At 60.4% G+C, this 19,363-nt stretch carries 30 protein-coding genes; 10 read left to right on the top strand and 20 right to left on the bottom strand.

Features of this window, described 5'->3' with window-relative positions; all coding sequences use genetic code 11:
• Nucleotide 1: 1 nt before the first annotated feature.
• Complete coding sequence (locus CAF92_RS01695) at nucleotides 2-775, bottom strand: hypothetical protein (protein ID WP_085598749.1); 774 nt, start codon at nucleotides 773-775, stop codon at nucleotides 2-4.
• 94 nt (nucleotides 776-869) lie between these two features.
• Between CAF92_RS01695 and CAF92_RS01690 the strand changes: the two genes are divergently transcribed.
• Nucleotides 870-1,340, top strand: a complete 471-nt coding sequence (locus tag CAF92_RS01690) for a hypothetical protein (RefSeq protein ID WP_085598747.1) — start codon at nucleotides 870-872, stop codon at nucleotides 1,338-1,340.
• Here the strand turns inward: CAF92_RS01690 and CAF92_RS01685 are convergent.
• Genes CAF92_RS01685 through CAF92_RS01665 form a run of 5 tightly spaced genes read right to left on the bottom strand, consistent with a single transcriptional unit; the run spans nucleotide 1,297 to nucleotide 6,185 of the window.
• Nucleotides 1,297-2,388 (bottom strand): minor capsid protein, encoded by a 1,092-nt coding sequence (locus CAF92_RS01685; RefSeq protein WP_085598745.1) that lies wholly within the window; start codon nucleotides 2,386-2,388, stop codon nucleotides 1,297-1,299. The genes CAF92_RS01690 and CAF92_RS01685 overlap by 44 nt on opposite strands.
• Nucleotides 2,315-3,766: a DUF4055 domain-containing protein gene (locus CAF92_RS01680; protein WP_085598743.1), complete on the bottom strand. Its 1,452-nt coding sequence runs from the start codon at nucleotides 3,764-3,766 to the stop codon at nucleotides 2,315-2,317. The genes CAF92_RS01685 and CAF92_RS01680 overlap by 74 nt, the downstream gene beginning before the upstream one ends.
• Nucleotides 3,766-5,094 (bottom strand): terminase, encoded by a 1,329-nt coding sequence (locus tag CAF92_RS01675; RefSeq protein ID WP_085598741.1) that lies wholly within the window; start codon nucleotides 5,092-5,094, stop codon nucleotides 3,766-3,768. Before CAF92_RS01675 ends, CAF92_RS01680 begins: the two co-directional genes overlap by 1 nt.
• Nucleotides 5,069-5,545 carry a DUF2280 domain-containing protein gene (locus tag CAF92_RS01670; RefSeq protein ID WP_085598739.1) on the bottom strand — a complete coding sequence of 159 codons (477 nt, stop codon included), beginning with the start codon at nucleotides 5,543-5,545 and terminating at the stop codon, nucleotides 5,069-5,071. The genes CAF92_RS01675 and CAF92_RS01670 overlap by 26 nt, the downstream gene beginning before the upstream one ends.
• Nucleotides 5,546-5,576: 31 nt before the next feature.
• Complete coding sequence (locus tag CAF92_RS01665; protein WP_256573603.1) at nucleotides 5,577-6,185, bottom strand: putative metallopeptidase; 609 nt, start codon at nucleotides 6,183-6,185, stop codon at nucleotides 5,577-5,579.
• A gap of 73 nt (nucleotides 6,186-6,258) precedes the next feature.
• Between CAF92_RS01665 and CAF92_RS01660 the strand changes: the two genes are divergently transcribed.
• A complete protein-coding gene (locus tag CAF92_RS01660; protein WP_085598735.1) occupies nucleotides 6,259-6,465 on the top strand; it encodes a hypothetical protein in 207 nt (68 codons plus the stop codon).
• Nucleotides 6,466-6,539: 74 nt separating this feature from the next.
• Here CAF92_RS01660 and CAF92_RS01655 read toward each other — a convergent pair whose 3' ends face one another.
• Nucleotides 6,540-6,851 carry a hypothetical protein gene (locus CAF92_RS01655; RefSeq protein ID WP_085598733.1) on the bottom strand — a complete coding sequence of 104 codons (312 nt, stop codon included), beginning with the start codon at nucleotides 6,849-6,851 and terminating at the stop codon, nucleotides 6,540-6,542.
• The gene (locus tag CAF92_RS01650; protein WP_085598731.1) at nucleotides 6,848-7,174 is read right to left on the bottom strand and encodes an MFS transporter; all 327 of its coding nucleotides are present in this window, start codon (nucleotides 7,172-7,174) and stop codon (nucleotides 6,848-6,850) included. The genes CAF92_RS01655 and CAF92_RS01650 overlap by 4 nt, the downstream gene beginning before the upstream one ends.
• A gap of 100 nt (nucleotides 7,175-7,274) precedes the next feature.
• Here CAF92_RS01650 and CAF92_RS01645 point away from each other — a divergent pair, with 100 nt between their 5' ends.
• On the top strand, nucleotides 7,275-7,454 hold the full coding sequence (locus CAF92_RS01645; RefSeq protein ID WP_085598729.1) for a type II toxin-antitoxin system HicA family toxin: 180 nt from the start codon (nucleotides 7,275-7,277) through the stop codon (nucleotides 7,452-7,454).
• Between the two features lie 48 nt (nucleotides 7,455-7,502).
• Nucleotides 7,503-8,309, top strand: a complete 807-nt coding sequence (locus tag CAF92_RS27760; protein WP_143516048.1) for a hypothetical protein — start codon at nucleotides 7,503-7,505, stop codon at nucleotides 8,307-8,309.
• 103 nt (nucleotides 8,310-8,412) lie between these two features.
• Here the strand turns inward: CAF92_RS27760 and CAF92_RS01635 are convergent, their stop codons facing one another.
• From CAF92_RS01635 to CAF92_RS01585, 11 genes are all read right to left on the bottom strand, one after another.
• Nucleotides 8,413-9,003, bottom strand: a complete 591-nt coding sequence (locus CAF92_RS01635) for a hypothetical protein (RefSeq protein WP_085598727.1) — start codon at nucleotides 9,001-9,003, stop codon at nucleotides 8,413-8,415.
• Nucleotides 8,994-9,122: a hypothetical protein gene (locus tag CAF92_RS27540; protein WP_256573602.1), complete on the bottom strand. Its 129-nt coding sequence runs from the start codon at nucleotides 9,120-9,122 to the stop codon at nucleotides 8,994-8,996. The genes CAF92_RS01635 and CAF92_RS27540 overlap by 10 nt, the downstream gene beginning before the upstream one ends.
• Nucleotides 9,119-9,721: a recombination protein NinG gene (locus CAF92_RS01630; protein WP_178081755.1), complete on the bottom strand. Its 603-nt coding sequence runs from the start codon at nucleotides 9,719-9,721 to the stop codon at nucleotides 9,119-9,121. The genes CAF92_RS27540 and CAF92_RS01630 overlap by 4 nt, the downstream gene beginning before the upstream one ends.
• On the bottom strand, nucleotides 9,721-10,119 hold the full coding sequence (locus CAF92_RS01625) for a recombination protein NinB (RefSeq protein WP_085598725.1): 399 nt from the start codon (nucleotides 10,117-10,119) through the stop codon (nucleotides 9,721-9,723). Before CAF92_RS01625 ends, CAF92_RS01630 begins: the two co-directional genes overlap by 1 nt.
• Complete coding sequence (locus tag CAF92_RS27325) at nucleotides 10,112-10,327, bottom strand: hypothetical protein (RefSeq protein WP_158090593.1); 216 nt, start codon at nucleotides 10,325-10,327, stop codon at nucleotides 10,112-10,114. The genes CAF92_RS01625 and CAF92_RS27325 overlap by 8 nt, the downstream gene beginning before the upstream one ends.
• Entirely contained in the window at nucleotides 10,324-11,130 is an 807-nt protein-coding gene (locus CAF92_RS01615; protein WP_085598721.1) for a hypothetical protein, read from the bottom strand. The genes CAF92_RS27325 and CAF92_RS01615 overlap by 4 nt, the downstream gene beginning before the upstream one ends.
• Nucleotides 11,117-12,022, bottom strand: a complete 906-nt coding sequence (locus tag CAF92_RS01610; protein ID WP_085598718.1) for a helix-turn-helix domain-containing protein — start codon at nucleotides 12,020-12,022, stop codon at nucleotides 11,117-11,119. The genes CAF92_RS01615 and CAF92_RS01610 overlap by 14 nt, the downstream gene beginning before the upstream one ends.
• Nucleotides 12,019-12,315 (bottom strand): hypothetical protein, encoded by a 297-nt coding sequence (locus CAF92_RS01605; RefSeq protein ID WP_085598716.1) that lies wholly within the window; start codon nucleotides 12,313-12,315, stop codon nucleotides 12,019-12,021. Before CAF92_RS01605 ends, CAF92_RS01610 begins: the two co-directional genes overlap by 4 nt.
• Nucleotides 12,312-13,097: a Rha family transcriptional regulator gene (locus CAF92_RS01600; protein WP_371916233.1), complete on the bottom strand. Its 786-nt coding sequence runs from the start codon at nucleotides 13,095-13,097 to the stop codon at nucleotides 12,312-12,314. Before CAF92_RS01600 ends, CAF92_RS01605 begins: the two co-directional genes overlap by 4 nt.
• Nucleotides 13,098-13,537: 440 nt before the next feature.
• A complete protein-coding gene (locus CAF92_RS01590; RefSeq protein ID WP_085598710.1) occupies nucleotides 13,538-13,732 on the bottom strand; it encodes a hypothetical protein in 195 nt (64 codons plus the stop codon).
• 30 nt (nucleotides 13,733-13,762) lie between these two features.
• Complete coding sequence (locus CAF92_RS01585; RefSeq protein ID WP_085598708.1) at nucleotides 13,763-14,011, bottom strand: Cro/CI family transcriptional regulator; 249 nt, start codon at nucleotides 14,009-14,011, stop codon at nucleotides 13,763-13,765.
• 96 nt (nucleotides 14,012-14,107) lie between these two features.
• Here CAF92_RS01585 and CAF92_RS01580 point away from each other — a divergent pair, with 96 nt between their 5' ends.
• On the top strand, nucleotides 14,108-14,950 hold the full coding sequence (locus tag CAF92_RS01580; protein ID WP_085598706.1) for a S24 family peptidase: 843 nt from the start codon (nucleotides 14,108-14,110) through the stop codon (nucleotides 14,948-14,950).
• A gap of 52 nt (nucleotides 14,951-15,002) precedes the next feature.
• On the top strand, nucleotides 15,003-16,433 hold the full coding sequence (locus CAF92_RS01575; RefSeq protein WP_085598704.1) for an ATP-dependent endonuclease: 1,431 nt from the start codon (nucleotides 15,003-15,005) through the stop codon (nucleotides 16,431-16,433).
• An 87-nt stretch (nucleotides 16,434-16,520) separates the two neighbouring features.
• Here CAF92_RS01575 and CAF92_RS01570 read toward each other — a convergent pair whose 3' ends face one another.
• A complete protein-coding gene (locus tag CAF92_RS01570; protein ID WP_085598702.1) occupies nucleotides 16,521-16,847 on the bottom strand; it encodes a DUF1654 domain-containing protein in 327 nt (108 codons plus the stop codon).
• Between the two features lie 1,185 nt (nucleotides 16,848-18,032).
• Between CAF92_RS01570 and CAF92_RS01565 the strand changes: the two genes are divergently transcribed.
• Genes CAF92_RS01565 through CAF92_RS01550 form a run of 4 tightly spaced genes read left to right on the top strand, consistent with a single transcriptional unit; the run spans nucleotide 18,033 to nucleotide 19,097 of the window.
• Complete coding sequence (locus CAF92_RS01565) at nucleotides 18,033-18,254, top strand: DUF551 domain-containing protein (protein ID WP_085598700.1); 222 nt, start codon at nucleotides 18,033-18,035, stop codon at nucleotides 18,252-18,254.
• A 20-nt stretch (nucleotides 18,255-18,274) separates the two neighbouring features.
• Nucleotides 18,275-18,685 (top strand): hypothetical protein, encoded by a 411-nt coding sequence (locus tag CAF92_RS01560; protein ID WP_085598698.1) that lies wholly within the window; start codon nucleotides 18,275-18,277, stop codon nucleotides 18,683-18,685.
• On the top strand, nucleotides 18,682-18,885 hold the full coding sequence (locus tag CAF92_RS01555; RefSeq protein ID WP_085598696.1) for a hypothetical protein: 204 nt from the start codon (nucleotides 18,682-18,684) through the stop codon (nucleotides 18,883-18,885). Before CAF92_RS01560 ends, CAF92_RS01555 begins: the two co-directional genes overlap by 4 nt.
• Nucleotides 18,882-19,097 carry a hypothetical protein gene (locus tag CAF92_RS01550; RefSeq protein ID WP_085598695.1) on the top strand — a complete coding sequence of 72 codons (216 nt, stop codon included), beginning with the start codon at nucleotides 18,882-18,884 and terminating at the stop codon, nucleotides 19,095-19,097. Before CAF92_RS01555 ends, CAF92_RS01550 begins: the two co-directional genes overlap by 4 nt.
• Nucleotides 19,098-19,363 lie beyond the last annotated feature (266 nt).

Raw genomic sequence — 19,363 nt, 5'->3', positions numbered from 1 at the left:
GTTAGGTCCCTCGAGTGGCTTGGAGTTTTTTGTACGCATCGGGGTTGTCACGGGCGATCGCAGCGCGCTCCGCCTCGGTGTACTCGCCCCATTTCTTCGTGGCCTTGCCACCGTTGTCGCCGGTCTGCCCGGCACCCTGAGCCCTTGGCCACAGGTGGGTAGCGGTTTCGCGCAGCGATTCCGCCCATTCGAGGGGAGACAGCGGGGTCTTGCCGTCCTTCCCGTACACGACTTCGCCAGCACGGTCGGTGGCAATGGGCTCGCCGTCTTCGCTCAATTTGAAGGTGCCGCGGGCGCGGAGGATGATGTCCTCAGCAGCCTCAGGCAGCGCGCCGGCCTTGATGGCGGCAGCGCGGATGGAGTCAGCCAGCACCTTGTCGCTGTACTTGGCGGCGAAGGCTTCGGCCTTGTCGGCACGCTCATTGGCGGCCTTGACCTGCTTGTCCAGGTCGGTGCGCAGGCGCTCGGTGCGGCGACTGATGACCTCGTCCAGCTTGCCCTCGGCGATCAGTTTGGTTTCTTCGTCCTGGCCGGCCCTGGCCAGCAGGCCCTTCACCGCTTCGATATCCAGGCCGTCGAACTGACCTTTCAGTTTGTCCAGCTCGGCCTTGATGGTCTTGTTGGAGCCGATCAGCTCGTTGTTTTTGGACTTGAGGCCCGAGACCTCGCCGTCCAGGAATTTCTGCACCTCGCCGCCCAGCGCGGCCTTGAGCGCGGCGGTTTGGGTCTCGTCGAGGGTGAGGCCGTGGGCGGCCGGGTCGAAGTCAAAAGGCATGTGGCTATCCCCTGGGGATTGGATGGGCCCGCCTTGCGGGCATAAAAAAACCCGCTATAAACGGGTTTTCATTCACTTGGATAAGGGTCGAATCATGCCGCGCTTGGACACGCGACTTGAGAGCGAGGGTGCTGAATTCCTCGTACTTGGGCACCTGCTTATTAACCGTATAGCGGCTTACAAGACGTATACGAACATGCCCGGCTACGACTTGGTGGCTACCAACGCCGAAAACCACACATCCGCAAGGATCCAAATCAAAAGTCGTTGGAGAACTGGAGCAAGCGGCTTTCCGATCAAGAATTTCGACTGCGACTTCGTGGTGGCTGCTTTTCTGAATCGGGGCTCAAAAGATCAGGTGAAAGAGGTTTTGGCTCCAGAGTTCTACGTTTTTCCTGTGGCCGTAATCAAAGCACTTCCCCGATCACGGGACTGGGGCAAGGTCTCCGTGCGTGGTTTGCTAGGCGTTAGTGAGTACAAGGAAGCTTGGCACCTTATTCGGGATTTTCTCAGCCAGCCAATCACAATCCAGCCCGCTCAAACGCCAGCGGCTCTAATTCCTTGAGCCGGTCGAGCGTCAGCGGTTTGAAGTTCTTGTCCAGTTGCAAGGCGGCGAAGCGCTCGCTAGTGAGGCCGCCGTCGCGGAACAGCTTCCCGCGCACCGGTCCCAGCGCGGCGTCTTGGAAGGCCGCTGGCTGCGTGTTGAGCCACTGGTAGTAGCTGAGGCCTGCCGATACCTGCTCGCCGCCATCCGCGCCCACGGCCGCCCTCGTGGCACCTTGCCCGAACAGCGTCGACAACCTGGTGATCGGCGTGATGGTGGTCCGGCAGTGAATGTGGAACGGCGGCACCGGCCCTTTTCCCATCTCGTACTCGCGGCCATCCAGGCTCCTGCACTGCACGCTGGTCTTCCGGTCCAGGGTGGCGACGATCCGATAGCCAGGCACCGCCTCGGCATTCGCCTTCAGCGTTTCCATGCGGGCCGTGGTGGCCACATGCTGGACTGCGGTCTGAACGACTGCCCGGGCGCTTCGGTTGGTGATCGCCAGCACGCCATCGGTGAAGTTCTGTGCTGCGGTCCCGCGCACGGCCCGGGTGATCTCCGCGTTAGTCTGGCCCTGCACGACGCCCATCCGGATGGCGTTGGTGACCCTGTCCGCCTCGGTACGCGTCCACCCGCTCAGGAAGGGCTTGAGCAGCTTGCCGCCATCCACACCGGCCACCTGCAGGGGCTGCGTGTTGATCGCCGCCCGGATAAGGGAGTCCGCTGGCATGACCGCATCGATCAGCAGCGCCTTCGCCAGGCTGCGGCCTTCGAATGCAGCTTCGTACTGCGCAATATCAACCAGGTCCGACTGCATCCGGTCGCTGAAGGCCTTGTAGATTTCCAGCAGCTTGCCGCCCACCCGGCCAAGAAACTCCTCAAGCCGGCTGCGGCTGTAGGTGGTCAGTTCCTTACGGGTGAGCTGGTCGCGGACATGGGCATCGGCCCGGCGCAGGTAGGTCTCGAACTTCTTGACCTCGCCAGCCTTGAGCCGCTCAAGCAGCACCGAGTGGCGGCTGACCTGCTCCAGCAGCTTCTCGTCCGCCGTTTGCTCCGGTTTCGTCGCCATCGTCTTTGTCCAGGTTGACGCCGCCCGCGCCGTGCTCGTCGCCGATCAGTTCGGCCTCTTCGTCGTAGGGGTGCTCTGGAAGCTTTCCAGTGGTCAGATACTGCCAGTAGGTCTCGGCGCTGATGGTGCCGGCCATGACGCTCTTCTGCAGCTCGGCCAATACCTGGGCATCCACTACCGGCATCACAAACTCCGGCTTGACCTTGAACGCGACTTCGTCCGGGTTGTAGCCCGTCCACTCTGCTGCGTATCGCAGGGCCTGCTCGATGCCGGCCGCCGCGGTGATGACAATGCTGTGCAGTGTCGCATGCTGGTCGTTTTGACGAGTCTTGCGGGCCTCGCCCGACTCCGTGCCGGAGACGTCCATGACCTTTGCGCCAGCCTCAAGGGCTGCGTTCTTCTGGTCTTCCATCGCGGTGCGGACGGCCTGGATGCCAGCGCCTTGGAACTCCAGATAGCCGCATTGGCCGTTCGGCCCGAGATCCCAGGCCGCTGAAGGCCCTGTCACGCTGAGCTCCACGCTCTCATCTAGGCCGGACACCCACGGTTGCGGGTGGCTGGTCTGGTGCAGAGCTGTGAAGTAGTCGGCGCTGAGCTGGTACGACTTCAGCGCGGCCCGGGCCATGGTCAGCAGTGGGATCTCATCCACGTCAGGCGAGTTGTCGGTCGAGCCGCAGTAGATGACCGGGATGTAGTCCAGGCCGCGCACAAGGTTGTTGCTGCCGTCGACGGTGCCCAGCGGGCGGTCGTCCTCGATCAGCTCGCCGGCCTCGTTGCGCACGCCCGTGCGGCAGACCGCGCCCTCCATGTAGAACTCGCGATAAACCGTCTCGCACTCGTGACTGTAGCGATCCTGCCCCTTGCGCCGGAACTCGCGGAACACCGATAGCACCAGGTCCTGGCGCCCCCCTTGGTCCGCAGTATCCCAGTTGATGGCGTTGCGAACGGCGTAGGTTGCGAAGTATGGCTGGCCCGTGTCATCGACGTTGACTACCAGTGGCACCCTGCCGTGGGAAATAGCCTGGCGCACGATCCGCAGGAACAGCTGAGTCAGACCGAAGCCATCTGCCGTTGCGTTGTCCTCTAGTCCCTTCAAGCCCGCGGGCAGCTTCACCTCTGGGATCAGCCGGGAGACCAAGCCCATCATCGAGCGCAGAGAATCGCGCACCCAGTGTTCGTACTGGGCCCGGTCGGTGTAGTTACGGTAGAGGTACGCATTGCCTTGGCCGTCGAGCTTCTCGGCCTCGACCATGCCGCTAGGCTTGGGCAGGTTGCGCGGACTGCGCTTGATAGCGCCCTCGCCCTCCAAGGCGTCGTCCATCATCCGCCACTCTTCGATGTGAGCGTCGTAGTCTGGGTTGGTGGATTGAACAGGCATTACGCCAAACCTCCGATGCGGCGGGTGCCGGCGGACTGAGTCTTGATCGGGAACCGCTTGGCGATGAAGTAGCCGGCGGCGTCATTCATGTGGTCGTGCCCCTTCTTGGGGTCCTTGTCCGGCTCACCTTTGTCGGTGTATGTCTGCCGCTCCAGGCACTGGGTAAGCTGCGGGCACTGGTCGATGTTCACCTTCAGGCGCCGCTCACCGTAGGTGTTGAGGAACATGGCGTTGACCGCGTTGATGCGATCCTTGACGCCGGGGTTCTGCGAGTCGACCACCACGGTGAAGCCGGCCTTCTTGAGCAGGGACAGGTCCGATTCGCTAGCGTTCTTGCTACTGGTGTTCTGGCCGCTGGCATCTGGGTACACGGAGACGCTGTGGCCAGCGAAGCGAACCTTGATCTTCTCGATCATCTCGGGCGTATCCCGAACCGAGTGGAACTCATCCAGCGCCAGCGGCAGGCCGTCCCGGACCACATACACTACGGCGGCCATCTTCATAACGTTGAAGTCCATGCCGATGTGCAGCGCCTCGCCTGGCTTGATGCGCTCACTGGTGCGGCACTCGACGCGGTCGAAGGTGTAATAGACGACCCCGGCATAGTTCTCGAATCCGGCCTCGTACTCCTGGCGGAACGTGCGTGGGTCCATTTTGCGCCGGGCTGCATCCAGCTCATCTGCCGGGACATTGCCGCCCTGCAGCGAGGTGTACTGCCAGCTCTTGTGATCCGGCTCGCCGCCCGGCTGTCCGTCGCGGTAGGTGTCGTAGCAGTGGTTGAAGCCCTTCGGGGTCCCGATCCGCAGCGCATGCCCGCCCTTTCTCGACTCCCCGGTCTGGGGGATCTTGTACTGGCAGGTCGAGAGCATTGGCCTGAGCACTTCTTCCCAGGCTGCCCACGGGCAGTCCGCCCATTCGTCCACCAGGACGAAGAACAAGCCGGAGCCCCGCAAGTTGTCGTAATTGTCCAGGCCGACCACGCGCATGATGTGGCCGGACTTCAGGGTAATCGAGCACTCGGTCTCGTTCGGTCGAGCTGCGCGCCAGGCTTCTGGGATGGCCTGCTTCAGCCGGCGCCAGAAGACCCGCTTGGCCTGCTTGAACGTCGGCGCGCCATACCAGATCTCGTCCTCGACGCTCACGCCCCACTCCGCAGCCAGCCGGGCCGCGCGGCGCATCTCTGCCTTGCCGAGGAAGGTCTTGCCGAATCGACGCCCGCACACCGCATCACGGAAGCGCGCCTCTGGCTGAAACCCCCAGACATAGATGTTCGCCTGCTTCGGCGTCAGCTTCACCGGCGGGTCATAGGTACGGGGTAGTCGGGACACCTTCGTCTGGCTCCAGCTTGTACTCAGCAACGGCGTGCTGCTGGTCCGCCTGGGAGCCCAGGGGCTTGTCTGGTTCGATCTTGCGGTTGACGTACATGTCTCCGCATTCCTTGGCCGCCTGCTCGTACAGTTGCGCCGTCAGAGCCAGGTTCCGCATTCCTTCGGCTTTGTCAGCCATCCTATTGAGGCCGCGCAAACGGTAGGCCTTGTTCGCGATGGGTATCTCAGTGATGTCTTCGCGGAAGCGCTTGCGAGTGTCTTCGAACAGCTGCTTCCACTTAGCGGCTAACCCCTTCCCAGAAACCTTCGTGGGGTCGTGCGACTCGATTTGCTGCCGGGTGATGTTCAAGCCGAATTCCTTTTGGACCGACTCGGCCACCTGGGAAGGCGTATCGAAGCAGGCCAAGGCCTGAATTACGAAGACCTTCACCTCACTTGATAGGGCTGCCATAGGCGTTCATCCGTCCAAACCTGTCCAAAAATCAGGCCGACTTCAGTAGGCAGGTTCCGCAGGCCCTCGCAATGTTGATCTTGGCCACCTCGGGCGGCCGGCTTGCAGCGTCGATCAGCTGCTGGACTTCTTCGCTGGCACCGTAGCGCCGTACCACTCCGACGAACTCTTCGACGTCATGGCCGCGCAGGTACAGCTTGGGTAGCCCGTCCTGTGCGAACTTGGGTGCGCCGTACTCATCAGTCACCTGGGCGATGTGGTACAGCTCGTGTTCGATCAAAGCGCAGAACTCGGCGTCGGTGCACTGGGCGCAGTAGTCGGCGGCCAGGGTGATCAGGTAGGCCGGCTCCTCGCCGAACCATTCCCTCATCTGCTGCTCTTGCCGAGCCTTCTGCCACCCGCCGGCGCGGAACATCAGCTGCTCAGCCTGGCCAAGGACGACCCGCCCCTGCTTGGCGAACCCACTTGACGCCCACAGCACCCCGATGTTGGCGTCGATCAGGTGGGCGTGCTCGGGGTTATGGATGCTGCCGGTGTCGGCCAGGATCTCGCTCTGCACCCAATCCCACACACCGGTTGCCGGGCGCAGGGTAAGCCAGAGGGAGTCGAGCAGGTCGGCCGGCGGCATTGGTCTGATCATCGATCACCTGCATCTTGAAATGGTGGCAAGTTGCCGGTATTGATGCGGATCCAATCAACGCAAGGAGCTTCAAATGGCCAACGCAATCGAGTCCATTGTCAGTAACGCTGTCGGCATGCGCAGCAGTAGCGTCGATCGCCCTACAGCGGTAGCAGCCGCACTTGAACTCATCGCTGCGAAGGTGGCGAACTCTCCATCCGATGCTTCCCAGCTTGAGCGCGAGATGGACAACCTGTCCAAGTATGCAGACCAGATTCAGGCTGCATTGGTCAAGAAGTGAGCCTAAGGCGCCGCAAACTGCGGCGCCACCTCTCAAGCGCCACGAAGCGGCGCATCTCGAATTTGTGGCGCGGATCACTCCGCCCGCTTGGATATTTCGCAATCCAGGCGCTGGCAGATCCAGCGCTTTACCTTGGGCCAGTAGGTGACCACGAACATGTGGCGCAAGCCTGCCAGGGCCAGGGCGACGTGCATCGTTACCCCAGCAGTGTTCGGGGTGAAGAACATGCGGTCCGACCTGGCCAGGATGGCGTAGCCGCTCAGTGCGATGATCGAGTACAGGATCTTTCCAATCACGCCGTCTCGGACCTTGCCGCTCAGCACAGCCCAGGAGGCCCACAAGGCAATCACGCCCGCAGCCAACGCATTGATGTATTCGAGAATCATCCGTTAGGCCCTCCGAACTTGGATCTGATGACAGACCAGAGATCGGCGGCTTTGATCGCCCTGGTGACGGCGGCAATAAGGGAGCCACCGAAGGTGCCGAGCAGAAACCCTACCCCCGCGACGCTGCGCGGCTCCACGATGCCGAAGTAAGCGCTAACCATTCCGGTCAGGTAGTGGGCGCAGGCCATGCCGGTCAGCAGGAAGAGGATCCACGCCTTTCGGTCGAGTAGATCGTCCTTGTGCCATCGGGTGGCGACCAAGGCTCCCAATAGGCCCGCAATAGCCCAGTCGAGCTTTTCGAGCAGGCGGTGAAAAAGCTCCATGCGCTCGACTCCAAAGCAGGGGCACAGAAATACCACAAATTTGTTGTATCACCACAAAACTGTTGTATACTGGACTCATCCAGACAACAGAGACGAGGTGATGAAGTTCAGCGAGTTCAGACGATGGTTGAAGGCCCAAGGGGTGACCTTCGAAGCAGCTAAAGGCAGCCACTTCAAGATCACAGCCCCAAACGGCAAACAGACTGTCTTCGCGGACCACGGTGCCAAGGAAATGCCCGAACCGACCCGCAAGGCGATCATTAAGCAACTGGGGCTCTAAGAGCCCCTTCGCCTGTGACCACTGGACACATCACCCTCAGGAGTGACCATGTACAACTATGCAATTCGATTCGAACAAGACGGTAGCGCGCCCGGCGTTGCGGTGTTCTGCCGCGACTTACCAGAGCTGAACAGTTATGGAGACGATCGAGAGCACGCGCTGCGCGAGGCTGCTGATGGCATTGAAAGTGCTCTGTCGATTTACGTAGACCAGCGTCGCCCAGTTCCTCAGGCAAGCGCTCCTGAGCCAGGAGAGCAGGTGGTCTACCTGTCTTCAATCACGATCGCCAAAATTGCCCTTTGGAACGAAATGATTGCACGAGGCATGAGGAAGGCAGATCTATGTCGCTTGCTCGGTGTTTCCCAAACCCAAGGAGATCGCTTGGTCGACTTCACCCACCAGTCGAAAATCGATCAGGTAGAAAACGCCCTGGAAGCTATGGGAATGGTTCGACCGTTCCCATACGCGCGGGCTCAGTTCTATTACGTGCCTTTCAGAGACCCGAAACACTATGATATCCAACGCGCATGGATCCACTACACTCCCGGGGTTTCGAAAGAGCTTTTCGATGAAATCACGTTTGAGACCTTACTTCCCCCCGATGCTTCGGAGTCTCTGAAGTCCGCGCTGGGCGATGCTGTTCGGGAGAAGTTCCGATGCAACCTGTATCGCCACTGCCCGTTGAGGGGAGCCGCTAGAGACCGTGGGCTCTTGGACGAGGGCGGTATTCTCTTCAACTACTCGTCAATGCCTGCAGGAATGCTGCCAGATGAGAATCGTTGGATACCGATTTCCCCTGCAGAACTGCAAGCGGTCGATGATCACGCTTACCGCCACCTCGTCGGCAGAGCATAAAAAAACCCGGCTCGCGGGCCGGGTTATTTCAAATATTTGCCATAGGCAAAACTCTAACAATGGACAAATAGTGCCATCACGCGTGCGGGAACGCAATAGGCCCTCAAGCGGCCTTCTTCATTTCGTAAATTGCGGCTGCCACCGGCGACAGTGCGCGCTTATCCAGTTCCTCGCAAACCTCGAAGCAGATCTGCACGAATGGCTCCCAGTCCCTGGCCCAGGCGCATGAGGGCAGCGTCACGCCGTACACGTCGTCGATCCAGCGCTTGAACCACTCCGGGCTTTCGAATGGGTCCTGCGCCGATGACTGCCCGCCCTGATGCATGCGGCGGTACCGGAACATCACGCCCTTGGCCACATACTCACAGCGCTCGCGTTTGGCCGCAGTCATACGGCCCGACCTGACTATCGCCAGCGAGAACACGCACTCTTCGGCCACCTCGCGCTCGTTGTCGCCGCTCTGCGGGGCGTACATGAAGTTGCCGAAGGCGCGCAGACTGCCGTGCAGTTTAAAGATTGCCGCCTGCACACCACCGGCCAGGGCCTGGTGCACAGCATGGCTCGCCTTCCGCTGCTTCTCCGTGGTCTGGACCATGGTGCCCAATAGGCCCAGCTGTTCGATGAATGCGCCCTGGCTATCCCACGCCGTATAGAGGCAGTCGTGCCACGCTTGGCGTGCACTGTTCAGTTGCATGGGCCGTTCTCCTTCTTGCGGCGGGTTTCGATGCCCTTGGCGCACACTACGCACCAGGTGGAAGCGATGGTCATGGCCAGCAGCAGCGCGCCGCCGGTATCTGCGTTAGTCCAGGTCATGCCGCTGCCCTCCGCAGGTCTCTGAGCTTCTGCCGGTACAGGGCCTTGATGGCCTGCAGGTCTTCGATGGTCAGGCGCAGGGCCTTATGAGGGCCTTCCAGCCACTCGACCTGGTCGGCGCCGATGCGCTTCACCAGACGAATGCGGTACTCGACCGCGTTGCCCGACAGGTTGCGGTTGCACTTCACGCACTGCCGGTGGACGTTCAGCGGCTCGAAGCGCAGTTCCGGGCAGGCACCCACCGACCGGTAATGGCCGGCATCCCAGCGACTGCCGGTGATGAGGTCGTGGTCGCTCGGCAGCGAGTCGCAGCTGATGCACGGCAGCCCGGCGTCACGCTCGCGGATGTAGGCGTTGAACGCGGTCTGGGCTTTGGCCATGTGCTCGCGGCGGGTCTTCAGCTTCTCCCGGCGCTCCTGCAGGTCCTGGCGGGCCTGCCTGGTGATGGCCTTGGCCGCGATCTTCTGCAGCTTCGGGTCCTTCGCCATGGCCTTGGCACAGGCGATGCTGCACACCTTCTGCGTGGTCATGGTCGGCTTGAATGGCTTGCCGCAACCTGGCGCCTTGCACTTCTTGGGCTTGATCTCTTTGGCGAGCATCAGTACTGCCCTCCCCACCGATCCGGCTCAGTCCAGCGCACGCCATGCTCGGCGCCGAAGGCGTGCATCACCTCGAACAGGTCGCTGAACCACTTCTGCGACTGCTTGCGGGTCGATACGCCCAGGACGACGAATCCACCGTCGATGCCTGGCACCGCATCCTGCTTCTGCACCGCCGCGCTGAATATGTGCTTCCAGTCCTCATCGGTGAGCTTGCGGCCGTACCACTCCACCTGCTGGGAGACGTCGCGGAGCATGGCCCACATCTTCCGGTTGCAGACGTCGGGGCGTTTCTCGTCCGTGATGACCACCACCTTGGGCTTGGTCAGGTCGATGGCGTGCAGGGCGCCATAGAGGCGGTTGAGGTCCTGGTTGCTGCGGATGGCGAACTCAGCCATGGGCGCGACCCTCCATACGATCCATCGACTTGATGAGCGCGCGGTCATGCTCAACCAGGCCCCGGGCCTTCGAGTAGAGCGCGTGAGCACGCAGGCCGGTGTGTGGACTGCTGGAATAGAAATCCCAGCTCAGGTACCAGCCACCGAGGACTGCCAGAGCATTGCCAACCTGCGTGCGGATCAGGAGATCTCTTTGGAATAGGCTCACACCCCCTCCCCGGCCGGCTGCCCGGCGCGCTTGATGTTCAACTGAGCTATGGCGACGCGTGTCTGCCGCTTGCGCAGATAGGTTTCGATGCGGCGCCGTTGGTCTTCCTTGGCGCGCTCGCGGTCTTTCTTAGCCTTGGCGGCCTTGAGGATGCAGCGCACCTCGGCGAGCTTTTCCCGAGTCTTGGCGCTGGCCTGAGGGCGCACCTCCCCGGTGAGCAGGCCGGCAATGGCCTGGCCGTCCTGGGTGATTGGTGCAATACGCAGGTCGGCCAGGTACTTGGTCCCCGTCTCGTGGCTGATGAGCTGGGCGCGGACTGCGGATTCGATCGCCACTACCCGGCGGCCAGCGTCGTAACCCAGCGACACCTCCCACTTGGCGGGCTGGTCCTCGGCTCGGGCAAAGCTGACCAGGCGCTCGTAGGCGCTCATGAAGGCCATCCGGGCGCCGACCTTGTCGCCAGCCTCAAGAATCGGCTCGGAGGCGATCATTGCTTGGCGGATTTCAGTGGTGAGCACGACCGTTTCATGCTCGTCACTGGCCGCCAGGGCAATCGACCACGCCTCATCCTTGCCGGGTCGGGTGTCGGCCGCGTGGATGTGCTTGAGGACCATGCCGAGCGAAAGGCGCCCGGCTGGCTCTCTACGGCAGGCTCGCAGTGCAACAATAATCACGCCAGGCTCATAGGCCGAAAGGTCCTCAGCGATGAGCTGAGCGCCTCCAGAGCTGATTGCCTGCCCCATCGCCTCTGCGGTGGCGCAGATGGCCACGGCCAATTCGGCTTGCTGGTCAGAGGAAAGCATTGCGCTTACCCCGCTGGCCGTTGCGGATCGCGTCAGCCGCTTCCTGTGCCGCGTTCATGTTCGCCTGGGTCTGCTCCTGCTGGCGAGCAGTGGTGGCGTTCATCTGGCGGTTGGTTACCCACTGGGTGTGGTAGGCCTCAGCCTTAGCCAGCAGGTCGCCCAGGTTGTGGCAGCCGTTGATCAAGCGTGCGTCGTTGATTGTCAGGAAGTACGCAGCCACATGGTGGGCAACGTCGATGCCGAGCCGGCTGATCAGTTGCCCAACCTGCCCGCCTGCCTTGGCGTTCCATACCGGCCATGCATGGTAGCGCTTGCGGTAGGCCATGGCGTAGTTCGCCCAGGCCTTGAACGTTTTGCAGGACTGGTCCTTGGGCCCTGGCATATCTTCCGGAATCTCGCAGCGCGGTTGCTGACCCGTAAACGGAACCACGATACCCTCCGCGACCACGGCTTCAGCCTGGGTCGCAACTGGTTCAGTGACTGGTTCCTTTACTGATTCAAAAGAGTGACTGGTTCTGGGTGCAGCTCCTGCACTACCCCCTAGTGAATCTGCTGCACTAGGGGGTGAACCTGCTGCACTACCCTGGTGAATCTCCTGCACTACCCCTAGTGAATCTGCTGCACCACTCAAGGTCAGGTAGTAGACGTTCGAGGAGTTACCCTTAGGGCCACCCTTGCGGATCTCTTTGCGCAACAGGCCGGCACCGCACAGGGTGTTGATGTGGTTCATGACCGAGCGCTTGCTGATCTCGCATTGATCGGCGATGTGTTGATACGACGGCCAGCATTCTCCCTGGTCGCTCGCGTTGTCGGCCAGCTTGATGAGCACCAGCTTGCGCAGCGGATTGCCAACCTTGGTCTTCATGGCCTTGACCATCAGCTCCATGCTCACTGGGCACGCTCCTCGACCATGCCGTTGTAGTGCTCGTAGCCGTCGCCGTACTCGTAGCAGTAGGTCGCGGGCCACGAACCTCGAGTAACCTGCGGCACGAAGTGGTAGAAGCTGGCGTAGCTACCCCGGCCAGGAACTGTTTTGACCCAGACGTGCTTAGGGCCGCCCAGGCACCACCGCGGCCGCTCTTTCACTGCCTCGGCCATGAAAAGGCCCAGGTCGTGGTGGCCACGACTCATGACGATATAGGTGTCCTCACCTACCGATTCGATATCCAGCGGGTAGGTCTTCATGCTGCCCCCCGCATGGCCTTGTCGTGAGTGTGCTGGCCGTCCCAGTTCTTCTTCATGGGCAGCTCGCCGGCCAGGTACAGCTCGTACAGGCGCACGGCGCCCTTGCGCAGAAGGATCGGCGTGTAGCTGATGAACGCCTCTTTGCCGTGCGGGGTGATTTCCTGCTGATGCTCGGTCATGTACTTGTCGCGGGCGTAGGCGGCGACGCGGTACCGGGTACCGGACTTGCTCTCGTTGTAGAGCCAGTTGCGGCGCTCGAGGAAGTGGCCCACCTGCATAACATTGACCCCATTGAGGCCCTTGCAGTACTGAACATGGCTCATGCCTTCCTTAAACAGGTTCTCCAGGCGGTTGATCTTCTTGGCCTGGGCCTCGACCTGAACAGTGAGCAGGACGCGGGCTTTCTCCGACTCCAGGGCCATCTGAAGGATCTCCAGCTTGCTCAGGTCGGCGGGCTGGGCCGGGGCGGCTTTCGCCAAGTGCCAGAACTCCTTGACCAAGCGCTTCTTGAAGTCGCGGACGATCGAGGTGTTGCGCATGTAGGTGAGCAAGAGGGTCGCTTGCTGCTCGTTAAGCAGCGCGATCTCGCGGGACTGGGCGCCGCCAGCGGTTTCAAAGGGTTCGATTTGAAATCTGACCCCTCCGAACTCTCCGAAATCGGCCTGATACTTGCGAACCAGCGCGATCACGCTGGCGTGCTCGTTGTCAGTTTCGCGGGCGACGGTGACGGTGCTGGTGACAGCTTCGCCATTGAACACCGTGACAATTTCCGTGTGCGCCACGAAATCGTGGTTCGCGTTTTGTGGCGCGGCCCTGGACAGGGCCTGTACACGAGGGAATGAGGTATGCATAATCGTCCTCGAAGCAGTATTAGAAGAAACCGCCCCGCCAGGCGGTTTTTTTGTGCCCGGGGTTCGTACTTTGATAGTGCGAAACCCATGGGCACCGATCCGCGCATGCGCGGAAAAATGACGCCATTCCGGTTGCGCTGCCTGTAGCCAGGCCTTCCCTTTTCAGGGCCTTTTAAGGCCGAGGCAGATGCCGGAGCTTCCCGGCGCCTTTAGGCCTCGTTTTCTCGAGGAGGCTTTCCCGTACTAACTGGACAGCGTATTGCTCGGGGGTCATCCCGGCTTTCATCGCCATCTCTTCAAGCTTTCGGTAGAAGCGCTCCTCGAGGCCGTGACAAATCAACGTTTCGGCCATGAGTCCCCCTTGCGGGCCTTCAGGCCGTGTGCGCAGTCTCGTTATCATCCTGAGCAATTAGCAGAGCGAGCTTCTCCTCTACACACATGCGCACGAACACCGCTGGTTGAAGGCGGTGAAGCTTTGCAACCGCCCTCACAGCCTCATAGGTGTCCTCGTCGTAACGGGACTTAATCTCCCGGTCTTTCAGATGGCGGCTATCGTCGTAGCTCATTGAGTGGTGGCTCCTTGCTTGGGAATGTGGTTAAGCGGCGGAAAGCGCGTGGCTCGGATTGCTGTCGATCTGGTTCCACGGGAACGACGGACACAGGTCGGCACGATTCACGGCGCCATTCGTAAGCACCTCAATCTGCAGCGCGCGCTTGGCTGGGACTGCGCGCTCTCCGGAACACCATTGGTTGACGGTCGGCGCCGCAACATTCAGCCGGCGCGCCATTTCCGCCTGGCTGCCCAGCAAGCGGGATGCTTCTTTGGCTGCTTCTGCTGATTTCATGAGTTCTCTCCTGGAGATTTACCGATGAATATAAGGCATCACCTTATTTCGCACAAGCCATTGCCTAATCGGCGCCGTGATAGGCCTAATTAGGCAATGCTTACCGGACCGGAATTAGGCGCAGCCATTGAGGCAGCGCGGATCGCCAAGGGCGTATCGAAGAAACAACTCGCAGACGACTTCCAGGTGAAGCCTCCGTCGGTACAGGGCTGGGTGAAAAACGGCCGGATCGACAAGTCGAAGCTGATGGACGTCATCGCCTACTTCGCTGACGTTGTAGGCCCTGAGCATTGGGGTCTGCGCCCAGGCTTTACCTACGAGAGCCTGCCAGACGTCGCGTCCGCGGCTGTTGACGATCCAGTCCCTACCTCAGCTGCGGATATGGTTCGCAACATGCTCGCCAAGCAGGGGAAGAACCTGCCGGAAAGTGCTCGCGCGCAGCTAATGGCAGCTGCCGAAGCGTCAGACCAGGGCAACGTAATCACCGTCGACTTCTCCCGCCCGGGGCTCGTCGGGGATGAGGTTCGGATTGCTCACTACGATGTGCGCGCGGCCATGGGCAACGGCCAGGCCACGCATGACTACCCGGAAATGCTCAAGGACATCCGCGTCAGCCCGAGCCATCTCCGTGAGCTGGGCGTTGAATTCGAAGAGCACTTCCACCTGAAGGTGGTCACCGGCTGGGGCCAGTCGATGGAGCCCACCATCAAGCACCGCGACCCGCTGATCGTAAACATCAACGTCCGCGAATTCGTGGGTGACGGGATCTACCTCTTCGTCTGGGATGACCTGCTCTACATCAAGCGCCTGCAGGTGGCTGATGAGGAGCACTTCGAGATGATTTCGGACAACCCGCGGCACAAGGATCGGCTGATCCGCCGGGACATGACCTACATTCAGGCCCGGGTGCTGTTGGTTTGGAATGCTCACTTAGTGTAACTACATAACTAAAAGAAATCTGCGGCAACACCAACATTACATGGAGTAATCTATGGCTTTATCGAAGGAAGTTCGCCTTTTAGAGAACAAGTGGCGCACAGGACAAAGCTGGCCTAAGCGGCTCGAGTGGGTCGAACTGACAGGCATCAGGGGATGGACCGGCCAGAGGGTGGATTTTGGATTTCCGGTAGTAGCGCTTGTTGGAGAAAACGGATCGGGTAAAAGTACAATTCTTCAGTCAGCCGCTGCCGTCTATAAATCCGATACTGACCTATATGCTTCAGATTTTTTCCCAGACACTCCATTTGAACGAATCACCTCAGCAGTGATTCGATTTTCCTACAGAGAAGGAAATAATTCTCAAGTTAAAACAGTCCGTAAGCCTACTGACAGATGGCGGGGAAATCCTGATAGGCCCGCACGGCCGGTGGAGTACATTGACCTCAGCCGAATTCAGCCTATGTCTGCTCGCGCTGGTTATCCAAAGCTACTCAAATCGGGCGTACTTGAAGGGGCTCACACACCCTTTGACGCAAGCAAATTGACAAGGCTAACCAACATCGTTGGCAAAAAGTACGCCACGGCTGGAATCTCTCTCACTTCAGCTGATGCCAAAAGACAAATTCCTGTTCTTGAGGTTAACGGCGCAAGGTACTCTGGATTTCACCAAGGCGTAGGTGAAATCGCCGCAGCTGAGCTGCTCGCCCTCGAGTTCAAGAAATACAGTGTAGTTTTGATTGACGAAATCGAAACTTCTTTACACCCTCGAGCGCAAAGGCGGCTGATTCGAGACCTGTGCTCAATTGCTCGCGAAAAAGAGCTGCAAATCATTCTGACAACACACTCGCCGTATATCCTCTCAGAGCTTCCACCCGAAGCGCGCGTTTATCTGATGGATGGAGCGGCTGGGAAAACTGTGGTAACTGGGGTAAGTCCGGAGTTCGCAATGACGCGAATGGATGAAGAACAACATCCAGAATGTGATGTTTATGTTGAGGACCCCAGAGCCGCAACACTTGTCAATGAGGTGCTGGCAGATGTGGATCGCGACCTGATGGCGCGAGTCAAAATCATCCCATATGGAAGCGCCTCGGTAGGGAACGCGCTTGGCATGATGGCAAGTCAAAGTAGATTCCCGCGCCCCTCTGTCGTCTTTCTAGACGGTGACCAAGCCCATGCGCCTGGATGCAATATCCTCCCTGGAACAGACGCGCCGGAGCGGGTAGTTTTCGGAGAGCTTCAGAGTAATGGATGGACTGGTGTACATGCCCGAATCGGCAGATCCGTTCCAGAAACAGTCGACGCACTAGATAACGCAATGCTGACTGGTGATCACCATAGATGGTTATTCGATGCCGCAGCAAAGCTCTCTCTTGGCGCAGACATTCTATGGCAAGCGATGTGCGCTACCTGGGCAACTACTGTAGCTTCATCTCATGATAAAACCTCGATTGTAGACCCGATCCAAGCATCCCTGCTTTAGCGTCGCCTTTCCAACGTAGGGAGGCCCACCCCCTGCTTCGCCATGTCATACCGGCTCTCGACAAGGTTGAGAGCCGGCATGTAAGACTTAAAATAGCGCCACCTCCTCCACATGCCCCTCCTCCCAGCCCCTCTCCACGGCTTGGTCGTCTCGATCATCAGCGCTCTGCGGCTCCCACCGAACGGTCACGCTGTCGTCGTCATTGAACGTCAGGTCCAGCTCTGGCGTCTCGGCCAGCAGGCACATTACCTCCTCCCACTCCATGTCACCGTCCGTGTCCAGGCGATGGATAGTCACCCAGCGCTGAGCCTGCGCGATCGGGTGATTGATCATCGACGAGAACCGCAGCCCCAAGCGTTCCAGCCGGGTCATCTCCTGGCGCGCCTGCGGCGCCGATTTCTTCTGCTTGGCCATTCCTTCCTCCGCTAACTGTACATCCATCCAGTATTGGGCAGAGCTTACCCGAGCCATCGAATGATGCAAGCCCGGATAGCAGATTAGGCACGCATGAAAAATTAGGCATTACCTATTTACAATAATTAGGCATTGGCTTATCGTTCATCTCAATAGCCAGTCACTCACGAGGGACTGCAGAGGCCCTCACCGGCCGCCGCTCTTTAACAGCCAGCGCCATGCCCGACTACCCGGCCCCGCCGGTTAGGTCACTCCCGGCTCCATCGGTGGGAGGTCAGTAAACCGATGAACAAAACCGCACTTGCCTCTACCGGCGACCGGCGATCCGACAGGCCCGAAAGCCTGCCCACGCGCAGCCCACTGCGACGGCGGACGAGGTGTTGACCGAACTGAGTGAATGACCTGGTAAGCGGGTGCGGAGAAACACAGATTTCACTGGCTGGCCTTGGCAACAGGGCCAGACGGGAAATCGATTGCTCACCCGGCGTCGCGAACGCGAGTGAGCCAAAAATATTGAATCAGACACTTGCCTACTGGGTCAGGATTTATGAACGCAGTAAATCTGACGAGGTAACAGCAATGACTATCGAAGCAGAGACACTTGCTCAACTTACCGAAGCGCTCCAGGAGCGCGGTATGTACCTAGTTTCAGACATCGCATTTACCAGAGCGCCTTACCGGCATAACCACCGCTGGATCTGCATCGTGGAGTGACCATTCTCACTGCCGGCGGCTCAGAATAGGCCTCTACCGCCGGCTCCTCTGCTACTTCATCCCAGATCCAGCCCCCGTTTCTTTCCTACCCCAATCCCAACATATCGACCGCATTGGCAGGCGCAAGGCCACCTTTCACGGTGGGTTTGGTCACCCGCGCCTGGCTCCTGGCCAATGCGGTCCAGAGGATCACCACATGCACAATTGCACCGATACCCAGGCTGTGTGCCGGGGCTGCGGCCTCAAGTTGCGCGGGTCGCCTTCTTGGAAAGGCGGGCTGGCCTATCACCCCGCCCCAAAAGGAGAAGTGCACCGCTGCCACTACGGCGGCTGGGTGTGCTCGCGGCGCTGTGACATCAAGGCCTGCGTTGAGCTGGAAGGAACCATGCCCGGGTGCGGCGGCGTGTATAGCTTCAGTCGCCTGTCGATCTACGCGAGACAGAGCATCAACAGCAATTGGCCGGAGGCAGCATGAGCGGCTGGATCAAGTGCTCTGAGCGCATGCCTGAGCTGCCCAAGGGTGGCGGAAAGGCTTGGGTAATCGCCTACACACCAGCGCGAAAAGCGCAAAGCGCCTTCAACGGCGCCCGCTTCCTCTACTGGAATGGCATCGACTGGCGTTACGGCGATGGCTCGCGTTTCGAGCACCGCGTGACGCACTGGCAGCCACACCTCTCTCCACCCACCGAGTAACCCACCATCTGGAGGCGACCATGGGCGCACTTCGAGCAGCACAATGGCAGTACGACAACCAGTTGCCTCCGGCGGTGAGCGAAAGCGAGGCTGAGGCACGCTGGATCGACGACGGTATCGCAGAGCTGATGGCGCGCCGTGACGTAGTGTTCCAGCGCAACTTCCGCCAGCGTGGCGTGACCTACGAGCGCTTCGCTCAGGCGGTCGATGAGTTCGTGATGGGCCAGCTTGGGCTATCTGGCATCAGCAATTCGGTGCTGGGCCGCCTGGTCCTGTCCGCGCGCTGCAAGGTCACCAGCGATGCCGCGGCAGCTGCCGACGAAATCATGAGCGTGGCGAGCCCTGAGGCAGCACTACAGGAGATCGCCCGCCAGCTGCTCACGCCCTTCGCCAAGGAAGCAGTGCTGGCCCAGGCCGAGGACGCGGAATGAATCCTCACAGCGTGGCGGTTCGCGCCATCGAGGCCGCAATCGAGACGATGCTTCTGCCGGGCTCAGGCCCGGTTGAGGACGCAAAGGCTGAGACGATGGTCGTCGCCTACTTCTCCATCCTCGTCATCAACTCCAACGAGTTCAAACACTACTGCGAGCGAATTCGGCGGATTGCCGAGCGGCGCAAGGAGGCTGCATGACTACGCCCATTTTCCCGTCGATCATCGACGACCAGGTGGCCGAGGTTGCCCAGGCCGTGCCAGATGACCGCATCCTGATGGTGTTCAAGGGCCTGACCATGGAGGACGCCATGAACCAGGCGCGCCTCGCTCATATCGAGAACCCGGCAGCTTGGTCCGGCCGGGCCTACCTCTGCGGCATTTGCACCTTGGCCTACGAGGTCCGCACGTGAGCCGCCAGCAGGCCAGACGCTTGGCGTTCTGGCGCGGCTCCTTCTCCATGCTCTGCGCCTGCACCTTCTTCATGCTCGCCAGCGTGCTGGCCGGCAGCATCATTTCCTGAACACACACCCGGCGCACGGCGGGCCTTCGGGATAACCGTACCCCTTCGGGAGCGTAAGCGGCGAGAGCGCGCAACCATCCACCGCAGCCAGGGCCTGGAGCGTACCTCCGTGCCTGGGTGACCTGGCATTTCCCCTTTCAACTGACGGCGCCGGCC

Origin of the sequence: Pseudomonas sp. B10(2017), assembly GCF_002113295.1 — a bacterium.
GTDB lineage: Bacteria > Pseudomonadota > Gammaproteobacteria > Pseudomonadales > Pseudomonadaceae > Aquipseudomonas > Aquipseudomonas pudica.
This window is presented reverse-complemented; position numbering and strand designations above follow the sequence as displayed.

Coding starts and splice junctions, on each gene's coding strand:
- CAF92_RS01695 (WP_085598749.1), bottom strand. CDS start 775: ATGCCTTTTGACTTCGACCCGGCCGCCCACGGCCTCACCCTCGACGAG.
- CAF92_RS01690 (WP_085598747.1), top strand. CDS start 870: ATGCCGCGCTTGGACACGCGACTTGAGAGCGAGGGTGCTGAATTCCTC.
- CAF92_RS01685 (WP_085598745.1), bottom strand. CDS start 2,388: ATGGCGACGAAACCGGAGCAAACGGCGGACGAGAAGCTGCTGGAGCAG.
- CAF92_RS01680 (WP_085598743.1), bottom strand. CDS start 3,766: ATGCCTGTTCAATCCACCAACCCAGACTACGACGCTCACATCGAAGAG.
- CAF92_RS01670 (WP_085598739.1), bottom strand. CDS start 5,545: ATGGCAGCCCTATCAAGTGAGGTGAAGGTCTTCGTAATTCAGGCCTTG.
- CAF92_RS01665 (WP_256573603.1), bottom strand. CDS start 6,185: ATGATCAGACCAATGCCGCCGGCCGACCTGCTCGACTCCCTCTGGCTT.
- CAF92_RS01660 (WP_085598735.1), top strand. CDS start 6,259: ATGGCCAACGCAATCGAGTCCATTGTCAGTAACGCTGTCGGCATGCGC.
- CAF92_RS01655 (WP_085598733.1), bottom strand. CDS start 6,851: ATGATTCTCGAATACATCAATGCGTTGGCTGCGGGCGTGATTGCCTTG.
- CAF92_RS01650 (WP_085598731.1), bottom strand. CDS start 7,174: ATGGAGCTTTTTCACCGCCTGCTCGAAAAGCTCGACTGGGCTATTGCG.
- CAF92_RS01645 (WP_085598729.1), top strand. CDS start 7,275: ATGAAGTTCAGCGAGTTCAGACGATGGTTGAAGGCCCAAGGGGTGACC.
- CAF92_RS27760 (WP_143516048.1), top strand. CDS start 7,503: ATGTACAACTATGCAATTCGATTCGAACAAGACGGTAGCGCGCCCGGC.
- CAF92_RS01635 (WP_085598727.1), bottom strand. CDS start 9,003: ATGCAACTGAACAGTGCACGCCAAGCGTGGCACGACTGCCTCTATACG.
- CAF92_RS27540 (WP_256573602.1), bottom strand. CDS start 9,122: ATGACCTGGACTAACGCAGATACCGGCGGCGCGCTGCTGCTGGCCATG.
- CAF92_RS01630 (WP_178081755.1), bottom strand. CDS start 9,721: ATGCTCGCCAAAGAGATCAAGCCCAAGAAGTGCAAGGCGCCAGGTTGC.
- CAF92_RS01625 (WP_085598725.1), bottom strand. CDS start 10,119: ATGGCTGAGTTCGCCATCCGCAGCAACCAGGACCTCAACCGCCTCTAT.
- CAF92_RS01615 (WP_085598721.1), bottom strand. CDS start 11,130: ATGCTTTCCTCTGACCAGCAAGCCGAATTGGCCGTGGCCATCTGCGCC.
- CAF92_RS01605 (WP_085598716.1), bottom strand. CDS start 12,315: ATGAAGACCTACCCGCTGGATATCGAATCGGTAGGTGAGGACACCTAT.
- CAF92_RS01590 (WP_085598710.1), bottom strand. CDS start 13,732: ATGAGCTACGACGATAGCCGCCATCTGAAAGACCGGGAGATTAAGTCC.
- CAF92_RS01585 (WP_085598708.1), bottom strand. CDS start 14,011: ATGAAATCAGCAGAAGCAGCCAAAGAAGCATCCCGCTTGCTGGGCAGC.
- CAF92_RS01580 (WP_085598706.1), top strand. CDS start 14,108: ATGCTTACCGGACCGGAATTAGGCGCAGCCATTGAGGCAGCGCGGATC.
- CAF92_RS01575 (WP_085598704.1), top strand. CDS start 15,003: ATGGCTTTATCGAAGGAAGTTCGCCTTTTAGAGAACAAGTGGCGCACA.
- CAF92_RS01570 (WP_085598702.1), bottom strand. CDS start 16,847: ATGGCCAAGCAGAAGAAATCGGCGCCGCAGGCGCGCCAGGAGATGACC.
- CAF92_RS01565 (WP_085598700.1), top strand. CDS start 18,033: ATGAGCGGCTGGATCAAGTGCTCTGAGCGCATGCCTGAGCTGCCCAAG.
- CAF92_RS01560 (WP_085598698.1), top strand. CDS start 18,275: ATGGGCGCACTTCGAGCAGCACAATGGCAGTACGACAACCAGTTGCCT.
- CAF92_RS01555 (WP_085598696.1), top strand. CDS start 18,682: ATGAATCCTCACAGCGTGGCGGTTCGCGCCATCGAGGCCGCAATCGAG.
- CAF92_RS01550 (WP_085598695.1), top strand. CDS start 18,882: ATGACTACGCCCATTTTCCCGTCGATCATCGACGACCAGGTGGCCGAG.